Origin of the sequence: Mannheimia varigena (assembly GCF_013377235.1) — a bacterium.
Classification (GTDB): Bacteria; Pseudomonadota; Gammaproteobacteria; order Enterobacterales; family Pasteurellaceae; genus Mannheimia; species Mannheimia varigena.
Window position 1 is genome coordinate 961,203 of sequence record NZ_CP016226.1, and the last position, 26,638, is coordinate 987,840.

Sequence of the window (26,638 nt, forward strand, 5' to 3'; positions counted from 1 at the left end):
TTTGCTAATCTAAAATCTGCAAGCGGTCTAATTAATAGATTTAGGAATATTTTGAAAACTTCCAATATACAATAACAAGCGGTCTATTTTGTAAAATTTTTTGCAAAATAGACCGCTTGCTAATATTTACTTTTACTTCACAAAGCTATCGAAGGTTAGCTCATAATTGTCGCCATCTCGATTATAGGAAATATAACGTGGGAATTTTTCTCCCTCATATTTTTTAACCGTAATGTCTTTTTTATCGCTAGTTCTGAAGCGATAAGTAATTTCCTGGTACGTTTTTCCACCCGATCTTACCTCTTTTTGTGATTTGCGTAGCTGCACATTTGGCGTTGGATAGAGTTTTTTACCGTTAGTAGTTTGGAAACTCGTTGGTAATTTATCATGATAGCTTAACTGAAATGCAGTTGTAAACAAATCATAAGTTGGCATTGTTAAAGCCTCTTCTTTTAAAGGCTCTTTTACTTTACCGTATTTTACTGTTTTAGAATCAATTTCTGCCATTGCGTAAGTTTTACCGTTACGTGTATCTCGGTAGCTTAACATATTAAACTGCCCGTTTTTTTCCGTTCCTTTTGCAATAAATACAATATTGTACAAAGGTACATTAATTTTAGCTTGAATATTGTATTTTCCTCCGCCATTATTGAAGTTAATGTAGGCTGGCATTAAGTAATTTGAGCTATATTTAATATTGTAATTGTCTGCGTAAGCGGTTGAAATTAACCCTGAAGTTGCAATAATAACAGTTGTAAGTTTCTGCCAAATTTTCATCTACTTCTCCTCTAAAGATACACGTTCAAACAATCTTGAGATTGCATTGTTATCTCGTAATTGTTCGGCTTTCTCCACTTGCACTCGTGTTAAATGTGGCGAAAAATAATTAATAAAATCATACATATAATTACGAAGGAATGTCCCTCGTTTAAATGCGATTTGAGTCATACTTGGCTGAAATAAATGGCTTGCATTGATTGCGACTAAATCTTTATCTGCTTCAGTATGTGCCATTGCTGCCATAATTCCCACCCCTAAACCTAAACGGACATAAGTTTTAATCACATCTGCATCGGTTGCGGTAAACACAATATTTGGCAAAATTCCTTCTTTATTGAATGCGTGATCTAAATCTGACTGCCCCGTAAACCCAAAGGTGTAGGTGATCAAATCATATTTACCTAGTTCTTCGACAGTTAAATCTCGGCTTTGGTTCACAAAAGTTGCCAATGGGTGATCCGGTTTAACAATAACTGAACGATTCCACCAGTAGCACGGCAACAAAATCGCCTCTTCAAACAGGTATTGAGCCTCAGTAGTAATCGCCAAATCCACCTCGCCTGCCATTAACGCATCATAAATTTGGTTTGGCGAACCTTGATGCAAATGCAAACTCACTTCCGGATAACGAGCTTTGAACTTTTCAATGACTTCAGGCAACATATAGCGAGCTTGAGTATTAGTGGTCGCAATTCTTAACACTCCTTTATTCGGGCGAGTTTGTTCCTCTGCTACAGATTTAATACTCTGAGCTTTAACTAATAACTCACGGGCAATTGCTACGATTTTCTCGCCCGCAGGTGTTAATCCTTTAACGTGCTTACCATTACGTTCAAAAATATTAATCCCCAGCTCACTTTCTAATAAGCGAACCTGCTTACTAATGCCCGGTTGGGATGTATAAAGCACTTCTGCGGCTTCAGTAATATTCAAATTTTGGTTTACTATCTCCACAATATAACGTAGCTGCTGTAGTTTCATTCTTGTGTTCCCTCGACAATCTCAATGATTTGGCTAATAGTATTCACTTCATAGGTTGGATTAATGCCTGTATCATTTTCTAGCTTATGCCAATTTATCCAACAGGTATCAATGCCTGCATTATTTCCACCTAAAATATCAGATGCTAAAGTATCACCCACCATTAATACTTTGGTTCTATCAAATTCATCCATTAACGCAAAAGCGTAATCAAAAACCTGTCTATCTGGCTTAGCTGCACCTATTTGTTCGGAAACTACCACAATCTCAAAAAAGTATGAAGTGCCTGTATTGTCTAACCGCTTTTGCTGAAGCTCGGTAAAACCATTGGTGATAATCCCCATTTTGACCTTGCCATGGAGAGCATTCAACATCTCAATCACCCCGTCTAACGGCTTGCTCACCCACGCCATTTCAGCCATTAGCTCTTGGTTTAATTTCAGTGGTTCAACACCAGTTAAGGCAGATAATTTCGCAAAACGGCGTGTTTGAATGTCTTGGGCGGTAATTTCATTATTTTGATATGCCACCCAAAGCGGTTTATTCACTGCTTGGAAAGCTTCGTAATCCTGCTCACTAAAATCAATTTGATAGCGGGCCAGCATTGATTTAAGCCCCAAATACGAATTAAATGAAAACAAGGTTTCATCGGCATCAAACAAAATCCATTGGTACTTCATATTTCTCCTTTTATAAAACAAGCGGTCTAATTTTCGTTCTTTTTTACAAAAAACTTCAAAATCTCACCGCTTGCAAGCCATGTTTAAGCACAGCGCTCTTTCATCTTTTGCTGAATCCACTCCACAAAGCATTTCACTTTCGGCACTTGTACCGATTGAGGCGGATACACCACATAGAACGATTTCTCATCAAACAACGTAGTTGGAAAAGGTTCAATCAATGTTCCTTTATCAATTTCATGCTGGGCTAAAATTTGGTTTGAAATAGCAATACCTTGTTGGTGCATTGCTGCTTGTAAAACCATAAAAGTATGGCTAAAAATCGAACCTGTTTCCGCATCGACTTTATCTTCAATATTTAGGTGCTCTACCATTCTTTTCCACTTATTATAGGTGGAAGAATGTAACAGCGTTTTACCTACCAAATCTTCTGCTGAATAAACTCGATTTTTAGATAAGTATTCTGGTGAGGCTAAAATAACAATACGAGACTCTGTTAATCGGATAGACTCAAGATCTTGCCAATCTCCCTTCCCATAGTAAATTGCAACATCTGTTTCTTTACCTAATAGTCCCTCGTCCTGATCTACCCCTTTAATACGCACCTCTACTTCTGGATACTTTTCGTGGAAATCTGCTAAACGAGGTACAAGCCAGTGCATTCCAAACGTTTGGGGAACTCTAATGGTTAAAATCTGGCGACTACTCTGTTGCCTTACTTTATCAGTAGCTAATGCTATTTGCTCTAAAAGTGGCTGCACCTCATAGAAATATTGCGCTCCTAATTCAGTTAGCTCTAATAAACGGTTACGTCGGTGAAATAATGAAATGCCTAAAAAGTCTTCTAATAACTTAATCTGATGGCTAACCGCAGCTTGAGTAACAAAGAGATCTTCTGCTGCTTTAGTAAAATTCAAATGACGAGCAGCAGATTCAAATGCTTTTAGAGCATTGAGTGGAGGGAGTTTTTTGTTCATAGTATTTCAACTTCAAATTTGAGATCAATGATCCCATTATTTTTTCTGATAGCTTAAATTAAAAAATTTCGTTTGATAACCAAAAGCAAAAACAGATAGAATAACGCCCATACTTAGATGGATAGTTGTAGAATTCATTTCTATTCCTAAATTTTTAAGTATGATGTTGTGTTTGCATATTGGTCTAGGAAACTAGACTAGAGTAACGAAAGTTACTCGTTTCACTTCCTGTATATTTTGAACCGTATTGGTTTATAACCGCCCACTTTGGGCGGTTTTTTTCTATATGCAAGAATATAAAAACTAGAGAGTATTCTATATTATTCGTTATATTTATTCTAGCTTTTATACTCTTTTATTCTTTCACTTTCATCTGTTATAAAAATAGGTTTTATAGTATTCTACGCATTATTCTTATTTGATAGCAGAGCATTCCTTTGAGTAAACCAAGATTAACACATAACCAACAACGTAGAATCCAATCAAATCATCATAAACGCATCAATAAAAAAGAAGTTGAATGGCAAGATGATATGCTGGGCGGAATGCAGCAAGGTGTTGTAGTAACTCGCCACGTTAAACACGCTGATGTCGAAACTGAAGCAGGTGAAATTTTCCGTTGTAATATCCGTCGCACATTAAAAAACGTAGTGGTAGGTGATAGTGTTTCTTGGCGTAAAGGCAATGAGCAATTACAAGGTATCAGTGGTGTAATTGAAGCCGTATTCCCTCGTAAAAATGAGCTTACCCGCCCCGATTATTATGACGGCATTAAAGTAATGGCATCAAATATCGATCAAATCATCATTGTTTCCGCAGTTGTGCCTACACTTTCGCTCAATATTATCGATCGCTATTTGGTGATTTGTGAAACAGCGAATATTCCCGCTCTTATTGTGCTAAACAAAATTGATTTACTTGATCAAATCGAGCGAAAAGCGGTTGAAGAACAGTTAAAAATTTACGAAGATATTGGTTATAAAACACTTTGCCTATCCGCCGATACCGGCGAGAATATGCACGCTTTGCATCAATATCTTGCAAAAGGGACATCCATTTTCGTTGGTCAATCGGGTGTAGGGAAATCGAGCCTTATTAACCAGCTTCTGCCGGAAGTCAATGCACTCACAGGATCTGTAAGTGATAATTCAGGTTTGGGGCAACACACTACTACCGCTTCACGTTTATACCATTTACCACAAGGTGGTCAATTAATTGACTCTCCGGGTATTCGTGAATTTGGATTATGGCATTTAGAGCCAGAACAAATTACACTTGGTTATCGTGAATTTCAATCAGTGTTAGGTACTTGCAAATTCCGTGATTGCAAACATAAAAACGACCCGGGCTGTGAGTTAAGACAAGCGGTTGAAAATGGTAAAATTTCTGCAATTCGGTTTGAAAATTACCACCGCTTAATTGAAAGCCTGACCGAAACCAAAAGCCAACGCCATTTTAGAAAAGAAGACGTATAATGAACGAATTTATCTATCCAAATGCTAAATTGATTGCAGGTGTTGATGAAGTTGGACGAGGTCCGTTAGTCGGTGCAGTTGTAACCGCAGCGGTGATTTTAGATCCTAATAATCCGATTGAAGGGTTAATGGATTCTAAAAAGCTATCGGAAAAGAAACGCTTAGCATTGGCAGAAGAAATCAAAGCTAAAGCCTTGAGTTGGTCGCTTGGTCGAGCTGAACCGGCTGAAATTGATGAATTAAATATTCTCCACGCTACAATGCTTGCAATGCAGCGTGCAGTAGCCGGATTACATATTCAGCCTGATTTTATCTTAGTTGATGGCAATCGCCCACCACAATTCTCCGTGCCGACACAAGCAGTAGTTAAAGGCGATAGTTTAGTGGCTGAAATTAGTGCCGCTTCGATTATCGCAAAAGTTGCACGCGATCAAGAAATGGACGAATTAGATAAACAGTTTCCGCAATATGGTTTTGCCAAGCACAAAGGCTACCCAACTAAATTGCATTTTGAAAAGTTAATTGAATTTGGGGCAACACCTTATCATCGAAAAAGTTTTGCTCCAGTAAAAAAGGTATTAGGCTTAATTGACTAGAAGGAACATTTTATGACGACAGAATACCAAGAAACTATTTTTACCAAAATCATCAACAAAGAAATTCCTGCTAATATTGTCTATCAAGACGAGCTTGTTACGGCATTTCGTGATATTTCCCCACAAGCAGCAACCCATATTCTGATTATTCCGAATAAATTTATTCCAACCGTTAATCACGTTACCACTGAAGATGAATTAGCATTGGGGCGCTTATTTACCGCTACGGCTCAAATTGCTAAAGAAGAAGGCATTGCCGAAGATGGCTATCGTTTAATTATGAATTGTAATAAAAACGCAGGGCAAGAAGTGTTCCATATTCATATGCACTTACTTGGAGGGCAAAAATTAGGTCCATTGGTTGCGAAGTAATATGCGTTTATCTTATTTTACTTTTACAATTTTTTCGCTTTTTTTAACCGCTTGTTCAAGCAAGCCTGTAAGCTACTTGCCAACAGGTTCAAAACCTATTGTCAATATTGAGGAAGATATTTCACAAAAAGTGGAACTCAATACCAATGGCAAAACCTTTAGTGCCACTAACTTAACAGATTTTCCGCTCAATGTGATTTACAAGCTATTTTGGTACGATAAAGATGGTGTAACCCAATCACCAAATGGTATTTCAGAAAGTTCAGGCTGGCAACCGTTATGGCTACAGCCAAAGCAAAAACAGACAGTGGCATTAATTAAACCTACTGAAGAAAGCCATAATTACCGGCTTTATTTGCGAGATACCAGATAGTAAAAAAGCAGAGTGAAAACTCTGCATTTTTATCTCTACGACTTCAAAAACGGATTACTCTGTTTTTCCCGCCCAATGGTGGTGTGAGGACCGTGTCCGGGAACAATGATGAAATCGTCATCTAAATCAAACATTTTAGTACGAATGGTTTCTAAAAGTTGATCATAATTTCCCATATAAAGATCGGTTCTTCCGATACTGTCTTGAAATAAAATATCACCACTAAAAGCGATTTTATTCTCAAAATCAAAGAAACCAATATGACCCGGTGCGTGCCCTGGCAAGTGGCGAATATGATACTTCAATGCCCCCACTTCAACCACATCGCCTTCTTCTAGCCAGTGATCCGGATAAAATCCCTCTACCGCTGGTAAGCCAAATTGTTGGCACATTTCAGGCAAACGTTCAAATAATGGTTTATCGGCAAGCTGAGAGCCAAATACATCAACGTTAAAATGATTTCTAACAGCTTCAATCGCCATAATATGATCTAAATGTGCGTGAGTGATCAGCAATTTTTGCACGTTTAAATTTTGAGATTCAACAAATTGAATTATACGATCTGCATCATCACCGGCATCAATAATGGCAGCGTTTTTATCGTTATCCCAAATAACAGTACAATTTTGCTGAAATGGGCTAACAGGAATAATTTGCAAATTAAACATAAAATATGACCGCTTGTTAGCCTCTCCAAGTACGAACAGGACCGGTATCAACGTGAACAAAATTACTACGAGGATAGTAACCAACCCCACCGTTATTTAGACTCTCTGCTGCTTGTTTTACTTTATGTAAAGGCACACCCGCAATTTGGAAATCTACCGCTTTTCCTAAAATATGATAGCTATGGCTTGCTACACCACGGCTTCTACGACGCATTCTTGCATTTGTTTGTGCTGAGCGATAACCGCTTAAAACTAAAATTTCCGCATTGTGGAAACCTAAACGACGTTGTAATTGATTAAGTTTAACGAAGAGTTTTGGATCTATCGCTTTAACTTGATTGATATGACGATCTCGCATCAAATAATTTAACTGGCCGAGATCTTTTTTATTTAATCCACCTACACCAAATTTCGCCGTGTAGGTATCGCCTGTATTAATATTACGAAAACGTAATGCTACAGGGGCTGGAGTAGAAAGTGCTGCCATTACTTGACCCGGCAGAAGGCTAGCCCCTAAAACAAGTCCACCAAGTGATAACCACTTACGGCGTTGAACATCAATTTGTTTCATTTTTCCCTCATAGGTTAGCTAATAATTTAGAGAAAATCGCTTTGTTTGATAAACGAATTTCTATAAATCCATAGTATAATTTTTAATCATAGAATACGGTTAGTAATCTGAATTAAAAAAAAGTTCCAAGAAGATACGAGATCTTCTTGGAATTTATCCTTATTGATTGAGTTAAATCAAACTTTTCAGTTTTCCCCAACTGATTGAATATTGCGGAATCTTCGCATCAAGACTGTAAATATCAGGTAAAGTCTGTACTTTTCCACCTTCAACCCAAGCGGTTACATAATATAAGTAAACAGGGTTATCTGAACGAATTTGTGCAGAAGTGGTTTTTTTACTACCTAAAACTTGATTCTTTTTATCTACACCCCAACCAGCCTCTTTAAGAAGAATAGTCGCTAAGTCATCTGCCTTTTCGACACGTACGCAACCTGAACTTAATGCTCGATCTGTCTTACCAAATAGACCTCTATTTGGTGTATCATGTAAATAAATTGCATCTGAGCTTGGCATATTAAATTTATAACGACCTAATGCACTATCATCACCTGCTTTCTGGCGAATACGGTATGGTGTACTTTTGGCATTTAAATACTGAGACCAGTTCACGCTACGCGGATTAATTTTATTGCCACTACCATCCAAAATTTCAAAGCTAGCGCGATCTGCATAGCCTGAATCACGAGCAAGTTTTGGCACAATATCTTTAGTCATAATGCTTGTTGGTACGTTCCAAGGCGGATTTACCACAACATTACTTAATTTGCTATACATTACAGGCGTTTTACGATCTGCTCGTCCAACTATTACTCTAGATTGTAAAGCCAATGCCCCATCACGGAAATAATATAATTGGTAGCTTGGAATATTCACAAAAATACCATTATTGAAACTTGGAATAATACGCAAGCGTTGAGCATTTAAGGCTAATTTATAGAAAGAACCGCCGTTATTTGCTACTTCTCCAGCCGCTACTTTACCTCTTTTAGATTTTGCTGAAGATGAGCCACCCGCCATTGCTAATACTCTTTCAGCTGTATCACGGTATAAATGATTTCTTGGCACAAGATTAGTTACAAACTGACCTGAAGCTCCATCTTTTACCGCATCAGTCCATTTAGTAATTTGCTCTGAAGAAGGAGCTTTAGGTGCATAACTGCCTAAGTTATATAACCAGTTATTTGCATTTTTAAACACATTTTTGTTGTAATACAAATAATCTAAAAAACCGTCTGTTAATAAAATATCTCTACCTAAACCTTCTGGCTGATTTAAGATTTGTTGCAATGCTTTAGCAGATTTAGACGATACACCACTTGCAGCAAATAAAGCATATTCTTTTAAAAAAGCTTTTTCTGCGGCTTTATCATTCCACATTGTGGCAAATTCATTGTCTAAATAAACTTTTGTTGTCGCTTGGTTTAGTAATAGGGCATTATTACCAATTTCTTGATTCACTCTCGCTTCTGCCTCTGCAAATTTTCTTGCTTGCTCTTGGCGAATTTGTTCTTGAGCTAACGCATAATCTGCCTGTTTTACCAATTCTGCGGCACGAGCTTGTTGGGCTGCAAAACTTAACTGCGGTAAAATTGTATCTTGCACAACAGGTGCAGCTGTAGCCTGAGTAACTGTTGCCGTTTCAGCTAAAGCTAAACCTGAAAAAGCCATCATAATAGGTAATAATTTAAAGGTTTTCACCCACTCTTCCTCTTAATATCATTTGCAAATTTTTTCAAAAAATAGACCGCTTAGTAATCTAAGCGGCAATATTTGTGTATATTATAAACACATTTATGGTTTTTTACCAATATTCGACCAATCTACTACCATTTGTACAGTTTCTTTTAAGAAAAAGTCAGGTGCTTCATAATCTTTTGGTAAATCATCAATGCTTTTCAATGCTTTTTTACCTTCTCTTGCGAAACGGGCATTAATATCTTTCAAGCGTTTTACATCATCGGTTTTCTCTTCTTTCAAACGCTCTTCTAAATTTAACGATAAGAATTTACGCTCATCACGCTCTTTACGAATAGCGATATTTTCATTTAATACGATGAACTCCGGATGTTTCGCAATACGCTCTTCGTGTTTCGTTTTTAACTCTGAAACTGCATTGCGTGCATTACCCGCTTCTTGATATGTCGCTGCAGGCACTTTATCCCAAGGCAGAGCGTTGTCTTCAAAACTTTCGCCAGTTTTTTCCGCATTAATGATTTCAGGGAATTTAATATCCGCATCAACTCCTTTCAGCTGAGTACTACCACCATTAATACGATAGAATTTTTGAATTGTATATTGAATAAAACCTAATGGCTCTTTATCTAAATCATACACAAAATTCAACGAACGGCTTTGCTGCACTGTACCTTTACCAAAGGTTTGCTGACCAACAATAATCGCACGGTTATAGTCCTGCATTGCAGCTGCAAAAATCTCGGAAGCCGATGCACTATGGCGATTAATCATTACCATAATTTTACCGTCATAAACGATTTTTGATTCAGGATCTTCGTGTACTTTGATACGATTAAACGCATCTTGTACTTGAACTACAGGCCCACCTTTAATAAATAAACCTGTTAATTCAATCACTTCCGTTAATGAACCACCACCATTCTCACGCAAATCAATGATTAAGCCTTCTACATTCTGCTTACTCATATCCGCTAATAATTTACGCACATCTTCAGTTAAACCAATGTAGAAGGTTGGAATTTTGATTACACCAACACTTTTTCCATCAACTTTCTCAACCGTTAATTTAGCCGCACTGTCTTCAATACGCACTTTATCACGCACAAGTGTGATGATTTTCGTTTTTCCGCCTTTTTCCGGCTCAATCTCTAGACGAACTTTTGTGCCTTTTTTACCTTTAATCTTATCAACCACATCATCTAAACGCCAGCCGATAACATCTTCAATTTCGCCTTTCTCACCTTGACCGACACCAATAATTTTATCACCAACAACTACTTTCTTACTTTTGGCAGCCGGTGCTCCCGGCACTAAAGATTTAATACTAGTTACATCATCTTCTTGAGTTAGCGTTGCACCAATCCCTTCTAATGACAAATTCATACTTTCTTGGAAAGCTTTTGCTGCACGAGGCGATAAATAGCTAGTATGCGGGTCAATCTCACGAGAAAATGAATTCAAGTAAGTTTGTAAAATATCATCTGCCTTTACTTGAGTTAGACGTTTAATCGCAAAATTATAACGTTTAGTTAAAGTTTTCTTGATCTCAGGCCACTTTTTATCTTTTAGATATAAATTGATAATATCGTTTTTAACACGCTGTTCCCAAAGTGTGTTTGCTTCTTCCACACTTGTTGGGAATGCGGCTTTTTCACGGTCTATCTCAATTTTATCGCTGCCTTTTAAATCCGGCTCTTTATCTAATAGAGACAACGCATAGCTATAACGTTCATAGCGGCGTTTCGACATCAACTCATACATTGCAAATGCAGCATCTAGCTTGCCAGTATATAAATCATCATCTAATGTTGATGCATATTTGCTACGCATTTCATCAATATCAGATTGCAAGAAAGTATTATGCGATGGGTCAAGCCAATCCACATAACGGTTAAAAATTTTCAATGCAAACTCATCATTCAATTGGAATTTATGATAATGAGATTGAGTGAGGCGGGCTGTAACACGCTTGGTTGATAAACTATGCTGTTCACTTGGTTTTGGAATAACAATTGCATCTGCTTTAATATCAGGCTGAACGGCAAAAACATTGCTTACCCATAAACCTAAAGTGATTGCAAATATTTTGTTTAATTTTGTTAGTTTCATCTTCTTTTCCAAATATTCAAGCGGTCATAAATACGCAAAAATTTACGCTAATCTAACCGCTTGTAAGGGTAAACTGGGTAGAAAAACTATTTACGACCAAATTTACTTGCTAAAGCCGCTAATTTTTCTTCTGATGCTTTTGGTAAATTATCTGCTGCTTTTTTTGCTTTAGAATCGGCTCGTTTTTTTGCATTTTCTTCGCGAGCCTTTTGTTTAAAGAATTCTTTACGTTGTGCTTTACGCTCTTGAGCTTTGCGTTCTGCCACAACGGCTTTGGCTGCTGCTAAGGTTTCTGCTGCGTGTGCTGATTCCTCTTCTGTTACGAGACCAGCTTCTTCACCTTGTAATCCAACACGAGCGACATTCGCTTGGCTTGCTGCTAAATAACGCCAAGAGTTTGTATAACTACGCAATACTTGACGCAATAAGGTTTTACTTACTTTTTCATCATCTTTTAATGCTTCTGCTAATTCTTGGAAAAGCCCCACTTTTAGTGGTTTTACCTCTCCATCAACAGAGAAACAAAGTGGAAATTTTTCCGCTAAATAGGCAATCACTTCCTTTGTGCTTGGGTTTGTTTTATTGTGAGTTTGTTCTACTTGTTGTTCCGACATAATAAGTTCCGTTAAAATAAAAATTCGAGAATTTGCTCAGTTAAAATCTAACTGGATACTATATTTGATTTATAAGGCTTCGTCCATATAAATTGTATATTCGTGATAGACTATTTTTTTATTGAATTGTTCATAAAACATAAAAAAATCGTTTGCTTAAAAAATGAATAAATGCTCTAATGGTAAAAGCTGTTCGAGTGTTAGTTAGTAGTTGAATCTTGTTAGTTATTTTCCCCCAACCAAATAATTGGGTAAGTGATTGATAGATACGCCTGTAATATCCCGTTTAGCTATCTTTTATCACTTTTTTTATTTATAAGGAAAATCCTATGTCAGCAGTTACTGGTACAGTGAAATGGTTCAACGCAACTAAAGGTTTTGGTTTTATCACCCCAGATCAAGGTGGCAAAGATGTGTTCGTTCACTTCTCTGCAATCGAAGCAAACGGTGGTTACCGTACATTAGAAGATGGTGCAAAAGTTCAATTTGAAATTCAAGATTCAGAACGTGGTGCATCAGCAGTAAACGTGAAAAAAATCTAATTAATACGATTTCAATGAAATGCCGACTTAATGTCGGCATTTTTATGCTTATTTCAAAATCTGTACCTCAAATTTTTTCGGTACAATAAACATCGCCGGTACAACAAAAGCTGCCATTAACCAGAAGGTTAAACTTGGCGAATATTGATAGATCATCCCCGCTACAAAGGTAAATACCGCCATAAACGCACAGCTTGCCAAACCGAAATATAAGCCTTGCAACTTCGTAATATTTTCTGCCGATTGCATTGAAATATAACGAATCATTGCAATATGAGAAGCACCAAAGGTAACTGAGTGTAACATTTGTGCAAAAATCATTAATGTAATCTCGGTGCTACTCCCCATAATTCCCCAACGGATAAAGGCAAATACCGCTGATAAAATCATCAAATGGCTAATTTTCCACGACTTAAACAACTGTTTAGAGACCAAAAAGAATAAAATTTCCGACACTACCGCCAATCCCCAAAACAAACTGGTAATTTGCGTTGAAATGCCTGCATTTGACCAATGAATAGTGCTGTAAGTGTAGTAAGTTGCGTGGGAAGCAGAAATTAATGACACCGCAATTAACATTCGCAACGTGGTAGGTTCTTTTAATAACGCTAAGTAGGTCACATTCGAGTTGCTTGTGGCTACATTTTTTTCTTCAAAACCAATGGTAGGGGTAGCAAATTGCCCTATCCCAAACAAGACTAAAAAGCCGATAATAACCCAAACTACAACCTCCTCGCCTAGTAGCCCGATAAAATAACCTCCGCAAAGTGAACCAACCACAAACGCGATTGAGCCAAAAAGTCTGGCTTTACCGTAATCCAAACCGACTTGTTGTTGCCAAATGGAAGCTATACTATCTGCAATCGGCATCGCCCCTGAATTAAACATTTGAAACAGCATTAAGACAGGAAAGACCAACCAAATAGAATCGCCAGAAAATGCCAGCACAACGGCAACTGCAATATTTAGCCACGTTAAGGTTCTTGCGGTTGGAATAAGCTGATTTACCGCTTTTACTCGCTGCGAAGCCAACATACTGCCGCCAAAGCGAAACAGGTAGCCTACGGCAGCCAGTAAGCCGATAATTTCAGTGGAATAGCCGTGATGCTTTAGCCAAACAGGTAAAAATGGCAGTATTACTCCATAGGCACAAAAGAAACCGAAATAGTTAAATGCCGCCCATTTAAACGGCGAAACCGCTATCATAATGACTTCTCCATTTCCTCAGCACGGTAAATTGCCGCCCACATTGCTTTATCTACCGTATCGGCAATATTGGCTTGCTCGAATACCTCAAGGGCTTTAGCTGTTGTACCACCTTTGGATGTTACATTTTCTCGCAGGGTTGAAAGGGGAACTGTTGGATTTGCCTCTACTAATTTTGCCGCTCCAAGTGCAGCAGATTGCACAAGCAATCTTGCATCTTGCTCGCTAAAGCCCATTTGCATCGCACTTTGTTGCATTGCTTCCATAAAACGGAAAAAATAAGCAGGACTTGAGCCGGTAATGGCAATAATGCGGTTGATTTTACCCTCAGTTTCCACCCAATAACATTTCCCTACCGCACTCATTAAGTTCTCAGCAAATTCACAAGCGGTCGAATTTACCGATTTTTTTGCAAATAGCCCCGTCATTCCTTCACCAATCAATGAAGGCGTATTTGGCATTGTGCGGATAATATTTTTCGCTGTTGGAAGCAATTCTTCCAAACGTTTCACCGAAATCCCTGCGGCAACAGAAATGACCCATTTATTTGAAAAATCAACGTCCGCAAATTCTGCACAAACCTCCGCCATTACCTGAGGTTTAACCGCTAACACCACCACTTCCGCTTGTTCTACCGCTTCACGATTTGCAAAATGTGTGGAAATTCCGACCGCTTGTAATGCCTCTCTCCGAGCAATATTGCTTTTATTACACGCAATGATTTGAGAAGCGTGATAACCGCTTCTCAATAAACCTTGAATAATGGCGAATGCCATATTGCCTGTGCCAATAAAGGCAAGTTTTTTACTGTTCATTTGCAAATTCTCTACTGTGTTGGGGTTGGCTCTGTTAAAATACCCTATTCTACACCTTAAAAGATTTCTCTAAAAGGACAGTCAAAAATGGTTTTCTTCAAAAATGTGATGATTTATAAATTAACCAGCGAGCTTTCGCTTGATAGCAAAAGCCTTGATGATTTACAGCAAGAGACAAAATTCACGCCTTGCACTCAATTTGATATGAGTAAATTCGGCTGGTCTAGCCCGTTGAAAGGCTCTGATTTACTTCATTTTTCACAAGGTAATCAATTTTTGCTGGTTTCACACAGAGAAGATAAATTACTGCCTGCTAATGTTGTTAAAGCCGAAACCGAGCAACGCATTGCAGAACTGGAAGAAAAAGAGGCTCGCAAGCTCAAGAAAACCGAGAAGCAAGCGGTAAAAGATCAGGTGGTATCGAACCTTTTACCCCGTGCCTTTAGTAAACATCAATTTACCGCTATTTGGTTGGATTTAGACAATCAATTAGTTTATGTTGATGCAGCCTCAAGCAAACGAGCGGAAGATACGCTCGCCTTACTGCGTAAGACACTTGGCTCATTACCTGTTGTGCCGATTTCATTCACACTACCGCCTGAAGAAGTAATGACAAACTGGATTGCAAAAGGGCACACCCCAAGTTGGTTGAACTTACTGGAAGAAGCCGAGCTGAAATCCTTCGATACCGACAGCGTTATCCGCTGCAAACGCCAATATTTGGAAACAGAGGAAATCGCCCAGCATTTACAAGCGGGCAAATTTATCACAAAACTTGCAATTGAGTGGGAAGCCCATTTTTCTTGCGTTCTCAATGAAGACGCCACGCTTTCTCGCCTTAAATTTGCTGATGAAGTGCGTGAGAAAAATGATGATATTCTTAAAGAAGATGTCGCCCAGCGTTTTGATGCCGATTTCTTACTGATGACGGAAGAACTAAAAACCTTTACTGCCAAAATGATTGAAGAATTTGGTGGACTTAAAGCCAGAATTTAAGGAAAGCAATGTTAGATCAAGCTATTATCGACCAATATGATGCCCTCATTTTTGATATGGACGGCACATTAATTGACACAATGCCAAGCCACGCCAAAGCGTGGGAGCAAGTAGGCGAGTTATTAGACTATCCTTTAACTTCAGAGGCAATGTTTGAACTCAGCGGTTCAACCACCTTTGTTATTGCTCGAGAAACAATGAAGCGTGCTAATATGCCCGAGCATTATTTCGATGAAGTGGTTAAATTAAAACGCCAACTTGGTATGGAATTAATTCCTGAAAATGCCACGTTACTGCCTGCCTTTGACATCATAAAAGCCAATTTCGGCAAAAAACCAATGGCAATCGGCACAGGCTCACATCGAGCAATGGTAAATTTATTAGACGAAAAATTTAATTTACGCCATTATGTTTCGGTAATTGTGGATTCTGATGATGTGAGCAACCATAAGCCAGATCCTGAAACATTTTTAAAATGTGCTGAAAAACTGGGTGTGCCTGCTCATCGTTGCTTAGTCTTTGAAGATGCCGATTTAGGCGTGCAAGCCGCTCTTAGCGGTGGAATGGACGTGTTCGATGTGCGAACCCATACATTAACCCACGCAACTCGTTAATGAAAGGTTGTTATGAAAACAGAGTGGATTAAAAACTTCGTACAAAAATTAATCGCAATTTCAAAAGCGGTGGAAAACTACTTTACAAGCGGTTCATTTGGGGTGAGATTTTACCCTTTTTTAATGCACCCTTGCTTTCGCAAAAGCTGTGCATTTTTAGTTTTTATTACCGCTATTTTCTCTAGCTTTAGCGGGCTATTCTATTTAGTGGCAGAACATTTTACAATTTTATTCAGTGAAAGATCACTTACCACCTATTTCCACCACAGTACCTTAGAATTACTTGTATCTGCTGGCACAATGATTGATGGAAAGATTACCGAACTCTCGCCGCTTTCAATCGTAATGCGTTCAATGTTTGTGCTACAAGCGGTCGTTTTTTTCTTTATTTATGCAATCGGCATTACCCACATTACCCACAATAAGCTGCGTGTTATCGGCTTAGTTTTAGCACTCGGTTTTGCAATTGGGTGCTCGTTAATTTCGGGTATTCAACCCACCTCACGCAGCGAATTTGGTATTTACAATCTAGGGGCAAGCATCACTTTTTTAATTGGTAACTTAACTTTGATTATCGCAGGGCTAGATATTTACCACCCAACAATGCGTTTTTTCAAACGTTTTAGCATTACGGCAGGCATTATCGGGGCAGTTTGTATTTTAATTACAATGTTCTTACCGACTATTTTCAGCCCGTTAATTGAACGAGCAGGCATTTACACTATTATGATGTGGGAAATTTTAGCTGGTTTTGCCATTATTAAACGATTAAGAAAGATTCCCTCATTAACACAACATATAGAATAAAAACAGGATACGCTATGAAACACAACATTCCTTTTACTGCTCGCTATGCACAACTTATTGAACTACCAACGATTTCCAGCTTGGTGGCAGAAAACGATTTATCGAACCGTGCATTAATTGAATTGCTCGCTACTTGGCTGGCAGACTTTGGCTTTAAAACCGAAATTTTAGCAGTTGAAGGCAGCCGCAATAAATACAATTTGCTTGCCACCTATGGGGAGGGCGAGGGCGGATTATTGCTAGCAGGACACACCGACACAGTGCCATTTGATGATGGTAAATGGACATTCAACCCATTTAAACTTACCGAACAAAACGGCAAACTTTACGGCTTAGGCACAGCAGATATGAAAGGCTTTTTTGCTTTCGTAGTGGACGTAGTCAGCCAAATTGACTTATCGCAAATCAAAAAGCCGATTCACATTTTAGCCACAGCCGATGAAGAAACCACGATGCTTGGGGCAAAAACCTTCGCACAGCATACCCACATTCGCCCGGATTGTGCGATTATCGGCGAGCCAACTTCGCTTAAACCGATTCGAGCTCACAAAGGGCATATGGGAGAATCGGTCAGAATTACAGGCAGAAGCGGACACTCAAGCGATCCTAGCAAAGGCATTAATGCCATTGAGCTAATGCACGAATCTATCGGTTATTTGATGAAAATGCGTGATGACCTGAAAGAAAAATATCATAATCCGCTGTTCCAAGTCACGCACCCGACAATGAATTTCGGCAACATTCACGGCGGCGATGCGATTAACCGCATTTGTGCTTGCTGCGAACTACAGTTTGATATGCGACCATTGCCAAATATGCCGTTAGCCGATTTATACGCAATGGTTGATGAATACTTAAAACCAATGCTTGAACAATATGGCGATTTAATTGAAATCCGCCCAATTCACGACGGCATTCCCGGCTATGAATGCGAACACTCTGCTCAAATTGTACAAGTAGTTGAAAAGCTATTAGGCGAAAAATGCGATGCGGTAAATTACTGCACCGAAGCTCCATTTATTCAGCAACTCTGCCCAACGCTTGTGCTAGGGCCGGGCTCGATTGAACAAGCCCATCAGCCTGATGAATTTTTAGAAACCAAATATATTGAACCGACAAAAGAGCTATTAACGAAGTTGATTTATCATTTCTGCCGATAAGATGAAAATAGGGGCAAATTGCAATTTGCCCCTACGTTTTTACAAGCGGTAGAATTTACCCGATTTTTTGCAAATTATTACCACTGATAACGATAATTCGCTAATACGCTAAGTGGTTGTTTAAATTTGCTACCCGAAGTAACCGAAGCCTCTAAGCCTAAGCGGTGGTTACTGTTGCCTGCGGTTAAACCTAATGCACTTTGTACTCTGCCTTTATTTTCTGCCACATCAAATTGATATTGATTCACTCGCACTTTCGCATTATTTGCTTTTTCCGCAATCGCATTCACTTCCGCATAAGTTTGTAGATTCCAACCACTATTCAGCGCAACGTCTTTTGCTACACGCACACCTGCACGAGCAGTAAATAGATTTAAACGGCTCTCATCAGCTTTGCCGTTAATGGTATGGTAGGCAAGCTGAGCTTGTGGTGTAACGCTCCAATCGTTGCTCAGCGCAAAACGTTTGCCGATTTCGCTGGAAAGACTAAACGCATTATATTTACGTTTCTCATCAACAAATTTTGTGGTTAAACGTTCATATTTGGCGATGTTATCCAGATACCAGCCTTGTTCATTTGCAAAAGTTGCATATAAACCGACCGCTTGTGAGCGTAACTTGCCTTTGCCATATTCACTATTAAAATCCACATCAGCACGGCTTGCACCGACAAATCCACCTAAACGAAGATTGTCATTAATGGCACGATCCGCCCCAATTTGCAAGCTGTGAGAATCCATTTCAAAACCTGAAGATCGGCTATCTACCGCTACATTTTGGGCTTTGGCTTCACTACGGCTATTGTTATTTTTTACCCACACATTGCTAACTTTATCAGTTTTCAATTCGCCTAAACGTTGATGAATACCTTGTAAATTTTGGCTAAGCAATACGCCTTGAGCTTGGCGGAGAGAGACAAGAGCGTTTGTTTTCTCACTTAAAGCTTTCAACCCAGGAGAAGCAGGCTGGCTAGGCTGTATTGGTTGAGGTTGTGTTGGTTGAACAACAACTGGTGGAGTTGAAGTGACAGGTTTTAGCTGAACAACTGGCTGAGTTGGTTCAGTAGGTGCTGGTGTTACAGGCTTAGCAGGAGGCGTAGGCTGAACTGAGTTATCTTTAACAGATTCAGCTTGGCGGTTTGCCAATACCCAATTTGTTCCCTCTTTGTTTAGACGGTAACGATATGCTCCCGCATCAACATAATCACGATCTTTCAAACTAAATTGAGCTTGACCCGTTTGCGTTTCAACTAAAGTAACTTTACCATTCGCAGCATTTGGCTCATTTCCGCTATCTTTAATTCCCAATGTGAAATTACCGCTATCATCGCCTTTTACCACAATTTTATCGGATTTTTGGTTAGCAAGATCGGTGTTTAGATCGAAATGGCCGTTGCCGATCAAATAATCCGTAATCGTTAAAGTTTGAAATTGATTACCTGTTTTTTGCAATGAGGTTGTGGAATTTGCCATTGCAAGCCCATTTAAATGGCTATCGCCATTTACCGTCCATTGGCTGTTTTTCATTGTAAGATCAACATTAGTATTAGCTTTCGTATCAATGTGAATATCTAATTCGTTGTCGTCGTTTTCATCCGAAGCATCTCTAATATTCGCAACTCTACCTGAGATCTTACTGCTCTCCACATTCACGGTGGTAGAATGATCACGAGAAAGCGGCTCTGTATCTTCATCGGTATTCACAGCCACAAATAATTCTCTACCAGTCACATTACTATGGTTGATATTTATTACCCCATGACTAGCAATATAATCATCGTCTTCGTACCAATATGCGTCAGAAATTACAGCATAATTTGCATTTAAACTACTATGATTAATGTCTATTTTTCCTGTACCTAAACTAGCAGCCATAGTTAGAATATCATTCGTTAAATCAATAGAACCCCGATTAAACTCAATGGAACTTCCCGATTCCCTTGTTTCTAACGCATATTGTAATGCTTTAGAGCCAGTGATATTTACATTTTCTAATACTACCCTTGCACTATCACGAGCTAAAACCCCCGATGATTCAGGCGATAATTCAATTTTATGATTTTTAGCTGTTACCGTTGAACTATCACTTCCCCAAATACCGACAGAGTCTCTACTCTTTAATATCACATCTGCAGAAGTTGTTACATTGCTTTCACCAGATACATCAATAGCTATCAGTAGCGTTTTTTCATCTTCTGATTCTCCTGCTTGTAATCTAACACCTGAATCAATCTTAGCATTCGCATTTCTAATAGATACAACATTAGCATTGTGATAACCACTATTAGCAACAGTTGCTGTCGTGCCTGATGGAATATATAGACTAGCTTTTCTTTTGTACTCTATTTCAGCAAGGGAGAAAGCATCTCTATCAGAATTACCAATCCCAATTAAAGAATTAGAACCACGAATATCATCATCAGGTGAAGGGATATTTTGGTAGTGCTGAGGAGTAACCGAAGCCTCTAGATCATCATTGTGCTTACCTAATTTAGTAGAATTAAGATACCAATAATATTCGGTGTTAGTCTTACCATCAGCTGTCGTAATACCAGAATGTAATGTTGAGTAATAACAATCTGAACTTACCGTGCAAGTATGATTAACTACATCTGCGTGAGCATATTGCCCTGCTAATGCAAGACTTAATGCACTTAATTTAAATAATGTTGTCTTTTTCATATTGTTTATTCCTATTCTATTAGTAAAACAAGCGGTCAAATTTCCCTAAAAATTTGCAAATCAACGAAATAAGGCGAACCCTTAGGTTCGCCTTATCAATTATTGTGCATAGCTAAATACTTTAACAACTTTTGTTACACCACTCACGTTGCGAGCCGCTTCTGCTGCTGCATCGGCCTGAGCTTGGCTCACTTTTCCCATTAGGAAGACTTCGCTGTTTTCGGTAACCACTTTTACTTCTGTTGCTTTTACTTCGCCATTCACTAATAGCTTAGATTTAACTTGAGTGGTAATCCAGCTATCTTGTGTAATCTGTCCAAAGCCGATTTTTTCGCCTTGTCGGATTTCGTTATAAATTTCCGTTACCCCTTCTGCTCCTGCGGCGAGGTTTTTAGCATTTTCCACTACATCCATACTTGGTGCTTGACCAATTAATAACACCTTACCGTTGTAAGCCACTACATTAATGCGGGCTTCTTGTTTAATTTGTTCGTCTTTATTGATGTTGTAAGCCACTTTTTCTTCTAAAATTTCATCATCAACCTGTGTGCCTGTTGAGCGTGGGTCAGTAGCCACTTTGGTTGCCACTGCTGCTGAAGTTACTACTGCGGTGGTAATACAGCCTTGTAAAGACAGGAAGCCTAAAGTGAGTAAACCTGCTTTAAGCAGTTTTTTTGCTAAATACGTCATAATCTCTCCTTACGAGAAAAGTAAATGGTCGATAAGTTCACAGAGTAAATTAGTATAAAAATGATGGCTTTCAATCACTCTCAACTCATTGGTTGAGGGAGCTGAAATTTCAATATCACTTTCATCTAATAACCCGAGTGTGTGGTCATTATTACTTCCTGTTAAAGCAATAATATCTAAATCTAAATGTTGATTTTTAGCCGTATGAATGGCTTGCAATATACACTCTTCATTTCCCACAGGCGAAAAAACAATGAAGAGATCACCCTCTTTTGCAACCGCTTGTAATTGTTTTTTATAAATTGAATCTAGCTCATTATCTTGTGCAAAAACGCCGGCTAATATGCCGTTAATTTGTAATTGCACCGCAGAAAAGCTCGGTCTTGCCAGCTCATAGCGATGAATTAAGTGGCTAACCAGCAGAGCCGCATTGCCGTAAGAACGCCCGTGCCCGCACACAATCACTTTATCGCCACGCAATAAACACGCCACAATGCGGTTTGCTGCTTCACTCAATTTAGTCGGCAATAATTCTGCTGCAGAAATTTGGGTTTGTATACTTTCGGTAAATCTATCCTGGATTTTATTTAACATCTTAATCTAACCTAAAAAGTTAGGAATCCATAATGGGGATTGGCTTCCATCAAAAGCAACCACATCAAAGCGGCAATTTGCAGTTTCTAAACTTTGATGTTGTTTGAGTAGCCACATATTCGCCGCATTTTGCCATTTTTGTTGTTTTCGGTAATCAATGCTTTCAACTGCCGAACCATAACGATCACTTTTACGCTGACGAACTTCGACAAAAACAATCGTTTGTCCGTCTTGCATAATCAAATCCAGCTCTCCGCCTTTAAAATGTTGGTTAGCGGCAACAAAACGAAGCCCTTGCTGTTCTAAAAACACTCGGGCTTTTTGTTCATAAAAAGAGCCTTGTTCTCGTTTATTAATAAGCCTGTTGAATAGCCCCATTTTGATATTGCAACCAAGATAAACTACGTTCAATATTACAATTTTGTCCGGCTTTCAATTCTCCGGTTAAACCTGAAATTTTATAGCCCGGAATATGACGGAACTCGTTAAACTTCGTAGCAAGCGACCACGCATCAGCTCCCATTGCATATAAACGCATCATTGAGAAATCACTATTGGCTAAATTTTCTGCTTTTTGGTATTCATTTGAAGTAGTATCTGCCAATAACGGCACTTCACTAAATTTTACACCTTCCATTGCCGTATAGAAATCAATGCCATTATTTGGCGAGTTACTGCGCGATGAAGTATAAATGGCTAAGCGTTCTTTTAAATTAGAACTATCAATAGCTTGTTTAATTTCTACCACTTGTTCTGCACCGCCTAATACATACAAACCGGCTTTAGTTACGCCTGCATTTTGAATAGATGCAACAGAATCAAGCGGTTGGTTGTAATAACGCACATCAGCATCAGTGCCACTTAGCTGACGCCAACGTTTTGCAAAAGCTTCTGCTGAGCGATTACCAAAATCATCTTGTGGGGCTGCAACGATAGCCACTCGATGACCATCACGGTACATTTTTTCCGCCCCTGCTTGAGCTTCAGACTCCGGCGATAAGCCGTAGTAACAGACTTGAGCAATATTGCGTGCGTTTTCCGTTGCATTTAGTGCTAACACGTTAATATTTTGAATTTCTGGGCTCAATAGCATTTCATCTACCCGAGATTTCAGCAACGGTCCAACAATAATATTTGCCCCTTGTTGTTTTGCTTGGGTAATTAATGAATTTACATCAGATGAGCCTGTATCAAACGTCTGAACTGCTGTCGGGTCATCTGCTTTCGCATCATTAAAACCGCGCTGAATAATATCACCTAAAATTTGAGCATCGCCACTGAGCGGTAATAACAATGCAACGCTATTTAATTGTGTTTGCTGGAAGTTATTTACCCCTTGCAATTCACTTGGCATAACCGTAACCGCGCTGTGGTTTGGATATTGGTTTTTCCAATTATTAATTGCCTGTGGCATTTGAGCAGGCGTAGTTACATTTTGGTTATAAATATTAATTAACGCCAACCAACCCGCAAGCTCCATTTCGCCAGCTTCAGGCACGGTTCTTTCAAGCATACCACGATTAGCATCACGCAAGGTTTGCCAAATAATATCATTATTCTCTTGACGTTCGCGGTTCATTCGGAAATAGCCGTTTAATTGTGATCTCGCACGTACAATACCAATTGCGTCATTCTGATTTGCTGCAATACGAGCTTGCGTTTGAATATAACGTAAACGCTGTGCAGGACTTAATAAAGATGGTTGAACCGCTTTTAATTGGCTAATCGCTATTTCATTTTTACCTTGTAAAGCCGCAAGCTGTGCAGAAACTAACGCATACTCTAATTTCTGTACTTCATTCATTTCAGCTACTTGAATTTCACTAAAGGTATTTTGTGCTTCATATTCTTTGTTTTCATCAATTAATTTACGCACAGCGAGAAGCTGGTATGAAATTTTATCTTCTTTAGCTTTAGTTTGATCGGCTTTATTGATATAGAACTCTGAGCTTGAATAAGCCTCATCTTTGATGGATTCGGTGATTGGGTTTACCGATGTACAGGCAGAAATGAATAATGCAATTGCAGTTGGCACAAATGCCTTTTTCATTGTTTGGTTTAAAATAGTTGCCATTGTATTTTCCTCGATAGAATATAATGTGCTAAATTTAATGATGAAATCTTACTTATCAAATGAGCTAAAAGCAAATGAAAAACAGACAAAATTCAACAGAGATCAATCCTGACTACGGAACGCTCTATATTGTTGCCACGCCAATCGGTAATCTGGGCGATATTACTCAGCGGGCATTAGACACTTTCGCTACAGTTGATTTAATTGCCGCAGAAGACACTCGCCACAGTGGCTTACTGCTTAGTCATTACGGCATCAAAAAGCCGTTTTTTGCCCTGCACGACCACAATGAACAGCAGAAAGCGGTCGTTTTAGTGGAAAAATTAGCAAAAGGCGAAAATATCGCCTTAATTTCAGATGCCGGCACACCACTAATTAGCGACCCCGGTTTCCACCTCGTTCGCCACTGCCGCCAAGCAGGGTTAAAAGTGGTACCGGTGCCGGGGGCTTGTGCCGCTGTAACCGCACTTTGTGCCTCCGGCATAGCATCAGACCGTTTCTGTTTTGAAGGGTTCTTACCTGCTAAAACAAAGGCTCGTTGCGATAAATTAGCGGAATTAGAAAATGAGCCTCGCACGTTGATTTTTTATGAATCCACCCATCGCATTTTAGACACCTTGGCAGATATGAAGCAGGTCTTTGGCGAAGAGCGTTATGTGGTGATGGCTCGTGAAATTACTAAAACGTGGGAAACCATTCACGGCGAGCAACTCGGCAATTTAATTGAATGGCTAAATGAAGACAGCAACCGCATTAAAGGCGAGATTGTGCTGATTGTTGAAGGAAAACAGCAAAATCTTGAGGAAGAATTTTCCAGCCAAGCAATCAAACTGCTTGAACTCCTCTGCCAAGAATTGCCACTGAAAAAAGCGGCAGCGATTGTGGCAGAAACTTTTGGTTATAAGAAAAATGCGTTGTATCAGTATGGTTTAGAGCATTTTGAATAGGTTACAAGCGGTAATATTTGGTAAAAAATTTGCAAAATATTACCGCTTGTCAGTTTGCAATAATTACTTCATTTTTTCATTAGTGAGTAACTTACCTTCGTATTCCCCGGTTAAAGACTCAAGGAATGAGACAATTTCGTTTAACTCTGTATCCGTGAAGTTTTTATTGCTTTGATATTTGCCCATAATACGCACCGCTTCTTTTAAGTCTTTTGCACCGGCATCGTGCATATAAGGTGCGGTCAAAGCAACATTACGCAAAGTTGGTACTTTGAAACGGTGCATATCGTGCGGATCTTTAGTATGAGCATAACGACCTTGATCCGCATCAGTCATTGCCGTGCCACGATCTTTAAAGTAATCGCCATACAAGCCCATATATTCAAAGGATTGCCCGCCCATTAAGCTACCGGTGTGGCAAGTATCACATTTTGCATTTTTGAAATGTTCGTAGCCTCGTTTTTGCTCCGCCGTTAAGGCATTTTCATCACCTTTTAAGAACTTATCGAACGCACTATTTGGAGTTAATAAGGTTTTCTCAAATTCACCGATTGCATCAGTTAGATTTGCTTCGGAAATCTGTGGATAAACTTCAAAGAAACGTTTTTTGAACTCTTCATCTTTATCAAATTTCGCTACAATTTCGTCCCAGCTCTTCGATCCCATTTCGACAGGATTGGTTGGTGGACCGCTTGCTTGATCGGCAAGCGTTTTCGCACGCCCGTCCCAGAATTGCCATTTGTTTAATGCGGCATTAAATACGGTTGGAGCATTAATGCCACCTTTTAGTCCGTGAATCCCTTCCGCTACCGGTAAATTATCTACGCCGGCTTGTGCTAGTAAGTGGCAAGAGTGGCAACTGATAGAACCATCTGCCGATAAACGACCATCTAAGTAAAGATCTTTACCCAATGCCACTTTTTTAGGGTTGGTTGGTAAGCTGTTTGGAATAGGTTGCACAAGGTTTTTCGCATTTACGCCTTCCCCCCCTTCTGGTAAGAAATGTGTTTTACGTTGCTCTTCGATCCAATCTAAAATCACTTTCTGTTCTGCTTCATCAGGGCGAGATCCCCAGTGAATATGGATATATTTCGCCGCAGGCATCTCATCGTTACGAATAACTTGCTCAAGTTTCGCTAAATCTGCCTCAGATAATTTACTTGGATCTTTCATTCCTTCAATCATCTGATCTAAACGGAAAAAACGATTTCCGGTTTCAATATCACTCGCAATAATTTGATTTGCAATAGGGAATTTCGCGTAGCCCGGCAGTTCAGCATTCTGTGAATGGCAATATTGACAGCCATTTTTATACATTACACCTAATACCGATTTATGCGATTGCGGTAATTCTGCCGCAGTTGTCGCCATTAATTTTTCTGAATTCGCTTTATCAAAATACGTTGCGTATCCCACTAACCCAAAATATCCGATAGCAGCTAAAGCAAGCCCTGAAAATAGATATTTCTTCATAATAAACCCCTTAATAATCAATAATAGGTACAGGAGATTTTATTATGAGCCAAAACATCCACTAATATTTTGAGTAGGATCAATAGATTTAATTTACTTAAACTATAGTAACAATAGGTAATAGTCGATAAATGTGCAAAAAAAT

At 39.0% G+C, this 26,638-nt stretch carries 27 protein-coding genes; 10 read left to right on the forward strand and 17 right to left on the reverse strand.

Features of this window, described 5'->3' with window-relative positions:
* Positions 1-132 precede the first annotated feature (132 nt).
* The 4 genes from A6B40_RS04335 to A6B40_RS04350 all read right to left on the reverse strand — a co-directional run bounded on the left by A6B40_RS04335 (position 133) and on the right by A6B40_RS04350 (position 3,418).
* Positions 133-777 (reverse strand): hypothetical protein, encoded by a 645-nt coding sequence (locus A6B40_RS04335; protein WP_176671676.1) that lies wholly within the window; start codon positions 775-777, stop codon positions 133-135.
* Entirely contained in the window at positions 778-1,761 is a 984-nt protein-coding gene (cysB, locus tag A6B40_RS04340; protein WP_176671677.1) for an HTH-type transcriptional regulator CysB, read from the reverse strand. It abuts the gene before it with no gap.
* Complete coding sequence (gene yjjG, locus A6B40_RS04345; RefSeq protein WP_025217908.1) at positions 1,758-2,441, reverse strand: pyrimidine 5'-nucleotidase; 684 nt, start codon at positions 2,439-2,441, stop codon at positions 1,758-1,760. Before yjjG ends, cysB begins: the two co-directional genes overlap by 4 nt.
* Before the next feature lie 83 nt (positions 2,442-2,524).
* Positions 2,525-3,418 carry a transcriptional regulator GcvA gene (locus tag A6B40_RS04350; protein WP_025217909.1) on the reverse strand — a complete coding sequence of 298 codons (894 nt, stop codon included), beginning with the start codon at positions 3,416-3,418 and terminating at the stop codon, positions 2,525-2,527.
* A 437-nt stretch (positions 3,419-3,855) separates the two neighbouring features.
* On the opposite strand from A6B40_RS04350, the gene rsgA reads away from it, so the two are divergent.
* The 4 genes from rsgA to A6B40_RS04370 are packed head-to-tail and all read left to right on the forward strand — an operon-like array spanning position 3,856 to position 6,234.
* Entirely contained in the window at positions 3,856-4,893 is a 1,038-nt protein-coding gene (rsgA, locus tag A6B40_RS04355) for a small ribosomal subunit biogenesis GTPase RsgA (protein WP_176671678.1), read from the forward strand.
* The gene (gene rnhB, locus A6B40_RS04360; RefSeq protein WP_176672319.1) at positions 4,890-5,489 is read left to right on the forward strand and encodes a ribonuclease HII; all 600 of its coding nucleotides are present in this window, start codon (positions 4,890-4,892) and stop codon (positions 5,487-5,489) included. Before rsgA ends, rnhB begins: the two co-directional genes overlap by 4 nt.
* Positions 5,490-5,501: 12 nt before the next feature.
* Positions 5,502-5,861, forward strand: coding sequence for an HIT domain-containing protein (locus tag A6B40_RS04365; RefSeq protein WP_176671679.1), 360 nt, complete (start codon positions 5,502-5,504; stop codon positions 5,859-5,861).
* Between the two features lies 1 nt (position 5,862).
* A complete protein-coding gene (locus A6B40_RS04370) occupies positions 5,863-6,234 on the forward strand; it encodes a YcfL family putative periplasmic lipoprotein (RefSeq protein ID WP_176671680.1) in 372 nt (123 codons plus the stop codon).
* A 35-nt stretch (positions 6,235-6,269) separates the two neighbouring features.
* Here the strand turns inward: A6B40_RS04370 and A6B40_RS04375 are convergent, their stop codons facing one another.
* The 5 genes from A6B40_RS04375 to proQ form a co-directional block, all read right to left on the reverse strand.
* On the reverse strand, positions 6,270-6,902 hold the full coding sequence (locus A6B40_RS04375; protein WP_176671681.1) for an MBL fold metallo-hydrolase: 633 nt from the start codon (positions 6,900-6,902) through the stop codon (positions 6,270-6,272).
* 16 nt (positions 6,903-6,918) lie between these two features.
* On the reverse strand, positions 6,919-7,473 hold the full coding sequence (mepK, locus tag A6B40_RS04380) for a peptidoglycan L,D-endopeptidase MepK (RefSeq protein ID WP_025217915.1): 555 nt from the start codon (positions 7,471-7,473) through the stop codon (positions 6,919-6,921).
* Between the two features lie 171 nt (positions 7,474-7,644).
* Positions 7,645-9,174, reverse strand: a complete 1,530-nt coding sequence (locus A6B40_RS04385) for a L,D-transpeptidase family protein (RefSeq protein WP_472850271.1) — start codon at positions 9,172-9,174, stop codon at positions 7,645-7,647.
* Positions 9,175-9,267: 93 nt separating this feature from the next.
* Positions 9,268-11,280 carry a carboxy terminal-processing peptidase gene (gene prc, locus A6B40_RS04390; RefSeq protein ID WP_176671682.1) on the reverse strand — a complete coding sequence of 671 codons (2,013 nt, stop codon included), beginning with the start codon at positions 11,278-11,280 and terminating at the stop codon, positions 9,268-9,270.
* An 86-nt stretch (positions 11,281-11,366) separates the two neighbouring features.
* On the reverse strand, positions 11,367-11,894 hold the full coding sequence (proQ, locus tag A6B40_RS04395) for an RNA chaperone ProQ (protein WP_025342229.1): 528 nt from the start codon (positions 11,892-11,894) through the stop codon (positions 11,367-11,369).
* Between the two features lie 329 nt (positions 11,895-12,223).
* Between proQ and A6B40_RS04400 the strand changes: the two genes are divergently transcribed.
* Positions 12,224-12,436: a cold-shock protein gene (locus tag A6B40_RS04400; protein WP_025217919.1), complete on the forward strand. Its 213-nt coding sequence runs from the start codon at positions 12,224-12,226 to the stop codon at positions 12,434-12,436.
* Positions 12,437-12,484: 48 nt separating this feature from the next.
* Here the strand turns inward: A6B40_RS04400 and A6B40_RS04405 are convergent, their stop codons facing one another.
* Both A6B40_RS04405 and proC read right to left on the reverse strand, forming a co-directional pair.
* Positions 12,485-13,642, reverse strand: coding sequence for a 3-phenylpropionate MFS transporter (locus A6B40_RS04405; protein WP_176671683.1), 1,158 nt, complete (start codon positions 13,640-13,642; stop codon positions 12,485-12,487).
* A complete protein-coding gene (proC, locus tag A6B40_RS04410) occupies positions 13,639-14,457 on the reverse strand; it encodes a pyrroline-5-carboxylate reductase (protein ID WP_176671684.1) in 819 nt (272 codons plus the stop codon). The genes A6B40_RS04405 and proC overlap by 4 nt, the downstream gene beginning before the upstream one ends.
* An 87-nt stretch (positions 14,458-14,544) precedes the next feature.
* Between proC and rdgC the strand changes: the two genes are divergently transcribed.
* Genes rdgC through argE form a run of 4 tightly spaced genes read left to right on the forward strand, consistent with a single transcriptional unit; the run spans position 14,545 to position 18,034 of the window.
* The gene (rdgC, locus tag A6B40_RS04415) at positions 14,545-15,453 is read left to right on the forward strand and encodes a recombination-associated protein RdgC (protein ID WP_176671685.1); all 909 of its coding nucleotides are present in this window, start codon (positions 14,545-14,547) and stop codon (positions 15,451-15,453) included.
* Between the two features lie 8 nt (positions 15,454-15,461).
* Positions 15,462-16,067: a beta-phosphoglucomutase family hydrolase gene (locus A6B40_RS04420; protein ID WP_176671686.1), complete on the forward strand. Its 606-nt coding sequence runs from the start codon at positions 15,462-15,464 to the stop codon at positions 16,065-16,067.
* Between the two features lie 12 nt (positions 16,068-16,079).
* Positions 16,080-16,874 (forward strand): DUF998 domain-containing protein, encoded by a 795-nt coding sequence (locus tag A6B40_RS04425; RefSeq protein WP_176671687.1) that lies wholly within the window; start codon positions 16,080-16,082, stop codon positions 16,872-16,874.
* A gap of 14 nt (positions 16,875-16,888) precedes the next feature.
* Positions 16,889-18,034, forward strand: coding sequence for an acetylornithine deacetylase (argE, locus tag A6B40_RS04430; protein WP_176671688.1), 1,146 nt, complete (start codon positions 16,889-16,891; stop codon positions 18,032-18,034).
* 77 nt (positions 18,035-18,111) lie between these two features.
* On the opposite strand, the gene A6B40_RS04435 is transcribed toward argE, so the two are convergent.
* The 5 genes from A6B40_RS04435 to A6B40_RS04455 form a co-directional block, all read right to left on the reverse strand.
* Positions 18,112-20,715: an autotransporter outer membrane beta-barrel domain-containing protein gene (locus A6B40_RS04435; protein ID WP_176671689.1), complete on the reverse strand. Its 2,604-nt coding sequence runs from the start codon at positions 20,713-20,715 to the stop codon at positions 18,112-18,114.
* Between the two features lie 99 nt (positions 20,716-20,814).
* A complete protein-coding gene (dolP, locus tag A6B40_RS04440) occupies positions 20,815-21,405 on the reverse strand; it encodes a division/outer membrane stress-associated lipid-binding lipoprotein (protein WP_176671690.1) in 591 nt (196 codons plus the stop codon).
* Positions 21,406-21,414: 9 nt separating this feature from the next.
* Positions 21,415-21,999 (reverse strand): D-sedoheptulose-7-phosphate isomerase, encoded by a 585-nt coding sequence (locus A6B40_RS04445; protein ID WP_176671691.1) that lies wholly within the window; start codon positions 21,997-21,999, stop codon positions 21,415-21,417.
* Positions 22,000-22,005: 6 nt separating this feature from the next.
* Positions 22,006-22,377: a YraN family protein gene (locus tag A6B40_RS04450; protein WP_176671692.1), complete on the reverse strand. Its 372-nt coding sequence runs from the start codon at positions 22,375-22,377 to the stop codon at positions 22,006-22,008.
* Positions 22,352-24,073 (reverse strand): penicillin-binding protein activator, encoded by a 1,722-nt coding sequence (locus tag A6B40_RS04455; RefSeq protein WP_176671693.1) that lies wholly within the window; start codon positions 24,071-24,073, stop codon positions 22,352-22,354. The genes A6B40_RS04450 and A6B40_RS04455 overlap by 26 nt, the downstream gene beginning before the upstream one ends.
* A gap of 74 nt (positions 24,074-24,147) precedes the next feature.
* Between A6B40_RS04455 and rsmI the strand changes: the two genes are divergently transcribed.
* The gene (gene rsmI / locus A6B40_RS04460) at positions 24,148-25,020 is read left to right on the forward strand and encodes a 16S rRNA (cytidine(1402)-2'-O)-methyltransferase (RefSeq protein ID WP_176671694.1); all 873 of its coding nucleotides are present in this window, start codon (positions 24,148-24,150) and stop codon (positions 25,018-25,020) included.
* 63 nt (positions 25,021-25,083) lie between these two features.
* On the opposite strand, the gene A6B40_RS04465 is transcribed toward rsmI, so the two are convergent.
* On the reverse strand, positions 25,084-26,493 hold the full coding sequence (locus A6B40_RS04465; RefSeq protein ID WP_176671695.1) for a cytochrome-c peroxidase: 1,410 nt from the start codon (positions 26,491-26,493) through the stop codon (positions 25,084-25,086).
* Positions 26,494-26,638: the final 145 nt, after the last annotated feature.

Excerpts from the sequence above, each read along its gene's own strand:
- dolP (WP_176671690.1), bottom strand. The coding sequence starts at position 21,405 with ATGACGTATTTAGCAAAAAAACTGCTTAAAGCAGGTTTACTCACTTTA.
- proQ (WP_025342229.1), bottom strand. The coding sequence starts at position 11,894 with ATGTCGGAACAACAAGTAGAACAAACTCACAATAAAACAAACCCAAGC.
- cysB (WP_176671677.1), bottom strand. The coding sequence starts at position 1,761 with ATGAAACTACAGCAGCTACGTTATATTGTGGAGATAGTAAACCAAAAT.
- A6B40_RS04400 (WP_025217919.1), top strand. The coding sequence starts at position 12,224 with ATGTCAGCAGTTACTGGTACAGTGAAATGGTTCAACGCAACTAAAGGT.
- A6B40_RS04335 (WP_176671676.1), bottom strand. The coding sequence starts at position 777 with ATGAAAATTTGGCAGAAACTTACAACTGTTATTATTGCAACTTCAGGG.
- A6B40_RS04405 (WP_176671683.1), bottom strand. The coding sequence starts at position 13,642 with ATGATAGCGGTTTCGCCGTTTAAATGGGCGGCATTTAACTATTTCGGT.
- A6B40_RS04350 (WP_025217909.1), bottom strand. The coding sequence starts at position 3,418 with ATGAACAAAAAACTCCCTCCACTCAATGCTCTAAAAGCATTTGAATCT.
- mepK (WP_025217915.1), bottom strand. The coding sequence starts at position 7,473 with ATGAAACAAATTGATGTTCAACGCCGTAAGTGGTTATCACTTGGTGGA.
- rsmI (WP_176671694.1), top strand. The coding sequence starts at position 24,148 with ATGAAAAACAGACAAAATTCAACAGAGATCAATCCTGACTACGGAACG.
- rdgC (WP_176671685.1), top strand. The coding sequence starts at position 14,545 with ATGGTTTTCTTCAAAAATGTGATGATTTATAAATTAACCAGCGAGCTT.
- A6B40_RS04445 (WP_176671691.1), bottom strand. The coding sequence starts at position 21,999 with ATGTTAAATAAAATCCAGGATAGATTTACCGAAAGTATACAAACCCAA.
- yjjG (WP_025217908.1), bottom strand. The coding sequence starts at position 2,441 with ATGAAGTACCAATGGATTTTGTTTGATGCCGATGAAACCTTGTTTTCA.
- A6B40_RS04450 (WP_176671692.1), bottom strand. The coding sequence starts at position 22,377 with ATGGGGCTATTCAACAGGCTTATTAATAAACGAGAACAAGGCTCTTTT.
- argE (WP_176671688.1), top strand. The coding sequence starts at position 16,889 with ATGAAACACAACATTCCTTTTACTGCTCGCTATGCACAACTTATTGAA.
- A6B40_RS04365 (WP_176671679.1), top strand. The coding sequence starts at position 5,502 with ATGACGACAGAATACCAAGAAACTATTTTTACCAAAATCATCAACAAA.
- A6B40_RS04375 (WP_176671681.1), bottom strand. The coding sequence starts at position 6,902 with ATGTTTAATTTGCAAATTATTCCTGTTAGCCCATTTCAGCAAAATTGT.
- A6B40_RS04435 (WP_176671689.1), bottom strand. The coding sequence starts at position 20,715 with ATGAAAAAGACAACATTATTTAAATTAAGTGCATTAAGTCTTGCATTA.
- prc (WP_176671682.1), bottom strand. The coding sequence starts at position 11,280 with ATGAAACTAACAAAATTAAACAAAATATTTGCAATCACTTTAGGTTTA.
- proC (WP_176671684.1), bottom strand. The coding sequence starts at position 14,457 with ATGAACAGTAAAAAACTTGCCTTTATTGGCACAGGCAATATGGCATTC.
- A6B40_RS04420 (WP_176671686.1), top strand. The coding sequence starts at position 15,462 with ATGTTAGATCAAGCTATTATCGACCAATATGATGCCCTCATTTTTGAT.
- A6B40_RS04425 (WP_176671687.1), top strand. The coding sequence starts at position 16,080 with ATGAAAACAGAGTGGATTAAAAACTTCGTACAAAAATTAATCGCAATT.
- A6B40_RS04455 (WP_176671693.1), bottom strand. The coding sequence starts at position 24,073 with ATGGCAACTATTTTAAACCAAACAATGAAAAAGGCATTTGTGCCAACT.
- A6B40_RS04465 (WP_176671695.1), bottom strand. The coding sequence starts at position 26,493 with ATGAAGAAATATCTATTTTCAGGGCTTGCTTTAGCTGCTATCGGATAT.
- A6B40_RS04370 (WP_176671680.1), top strand. The coding sequence starts at position 5,863 with ATGCGTTTATCTTATTTTACTTTTACAATTTTTTCGCTTTTTTTAACC.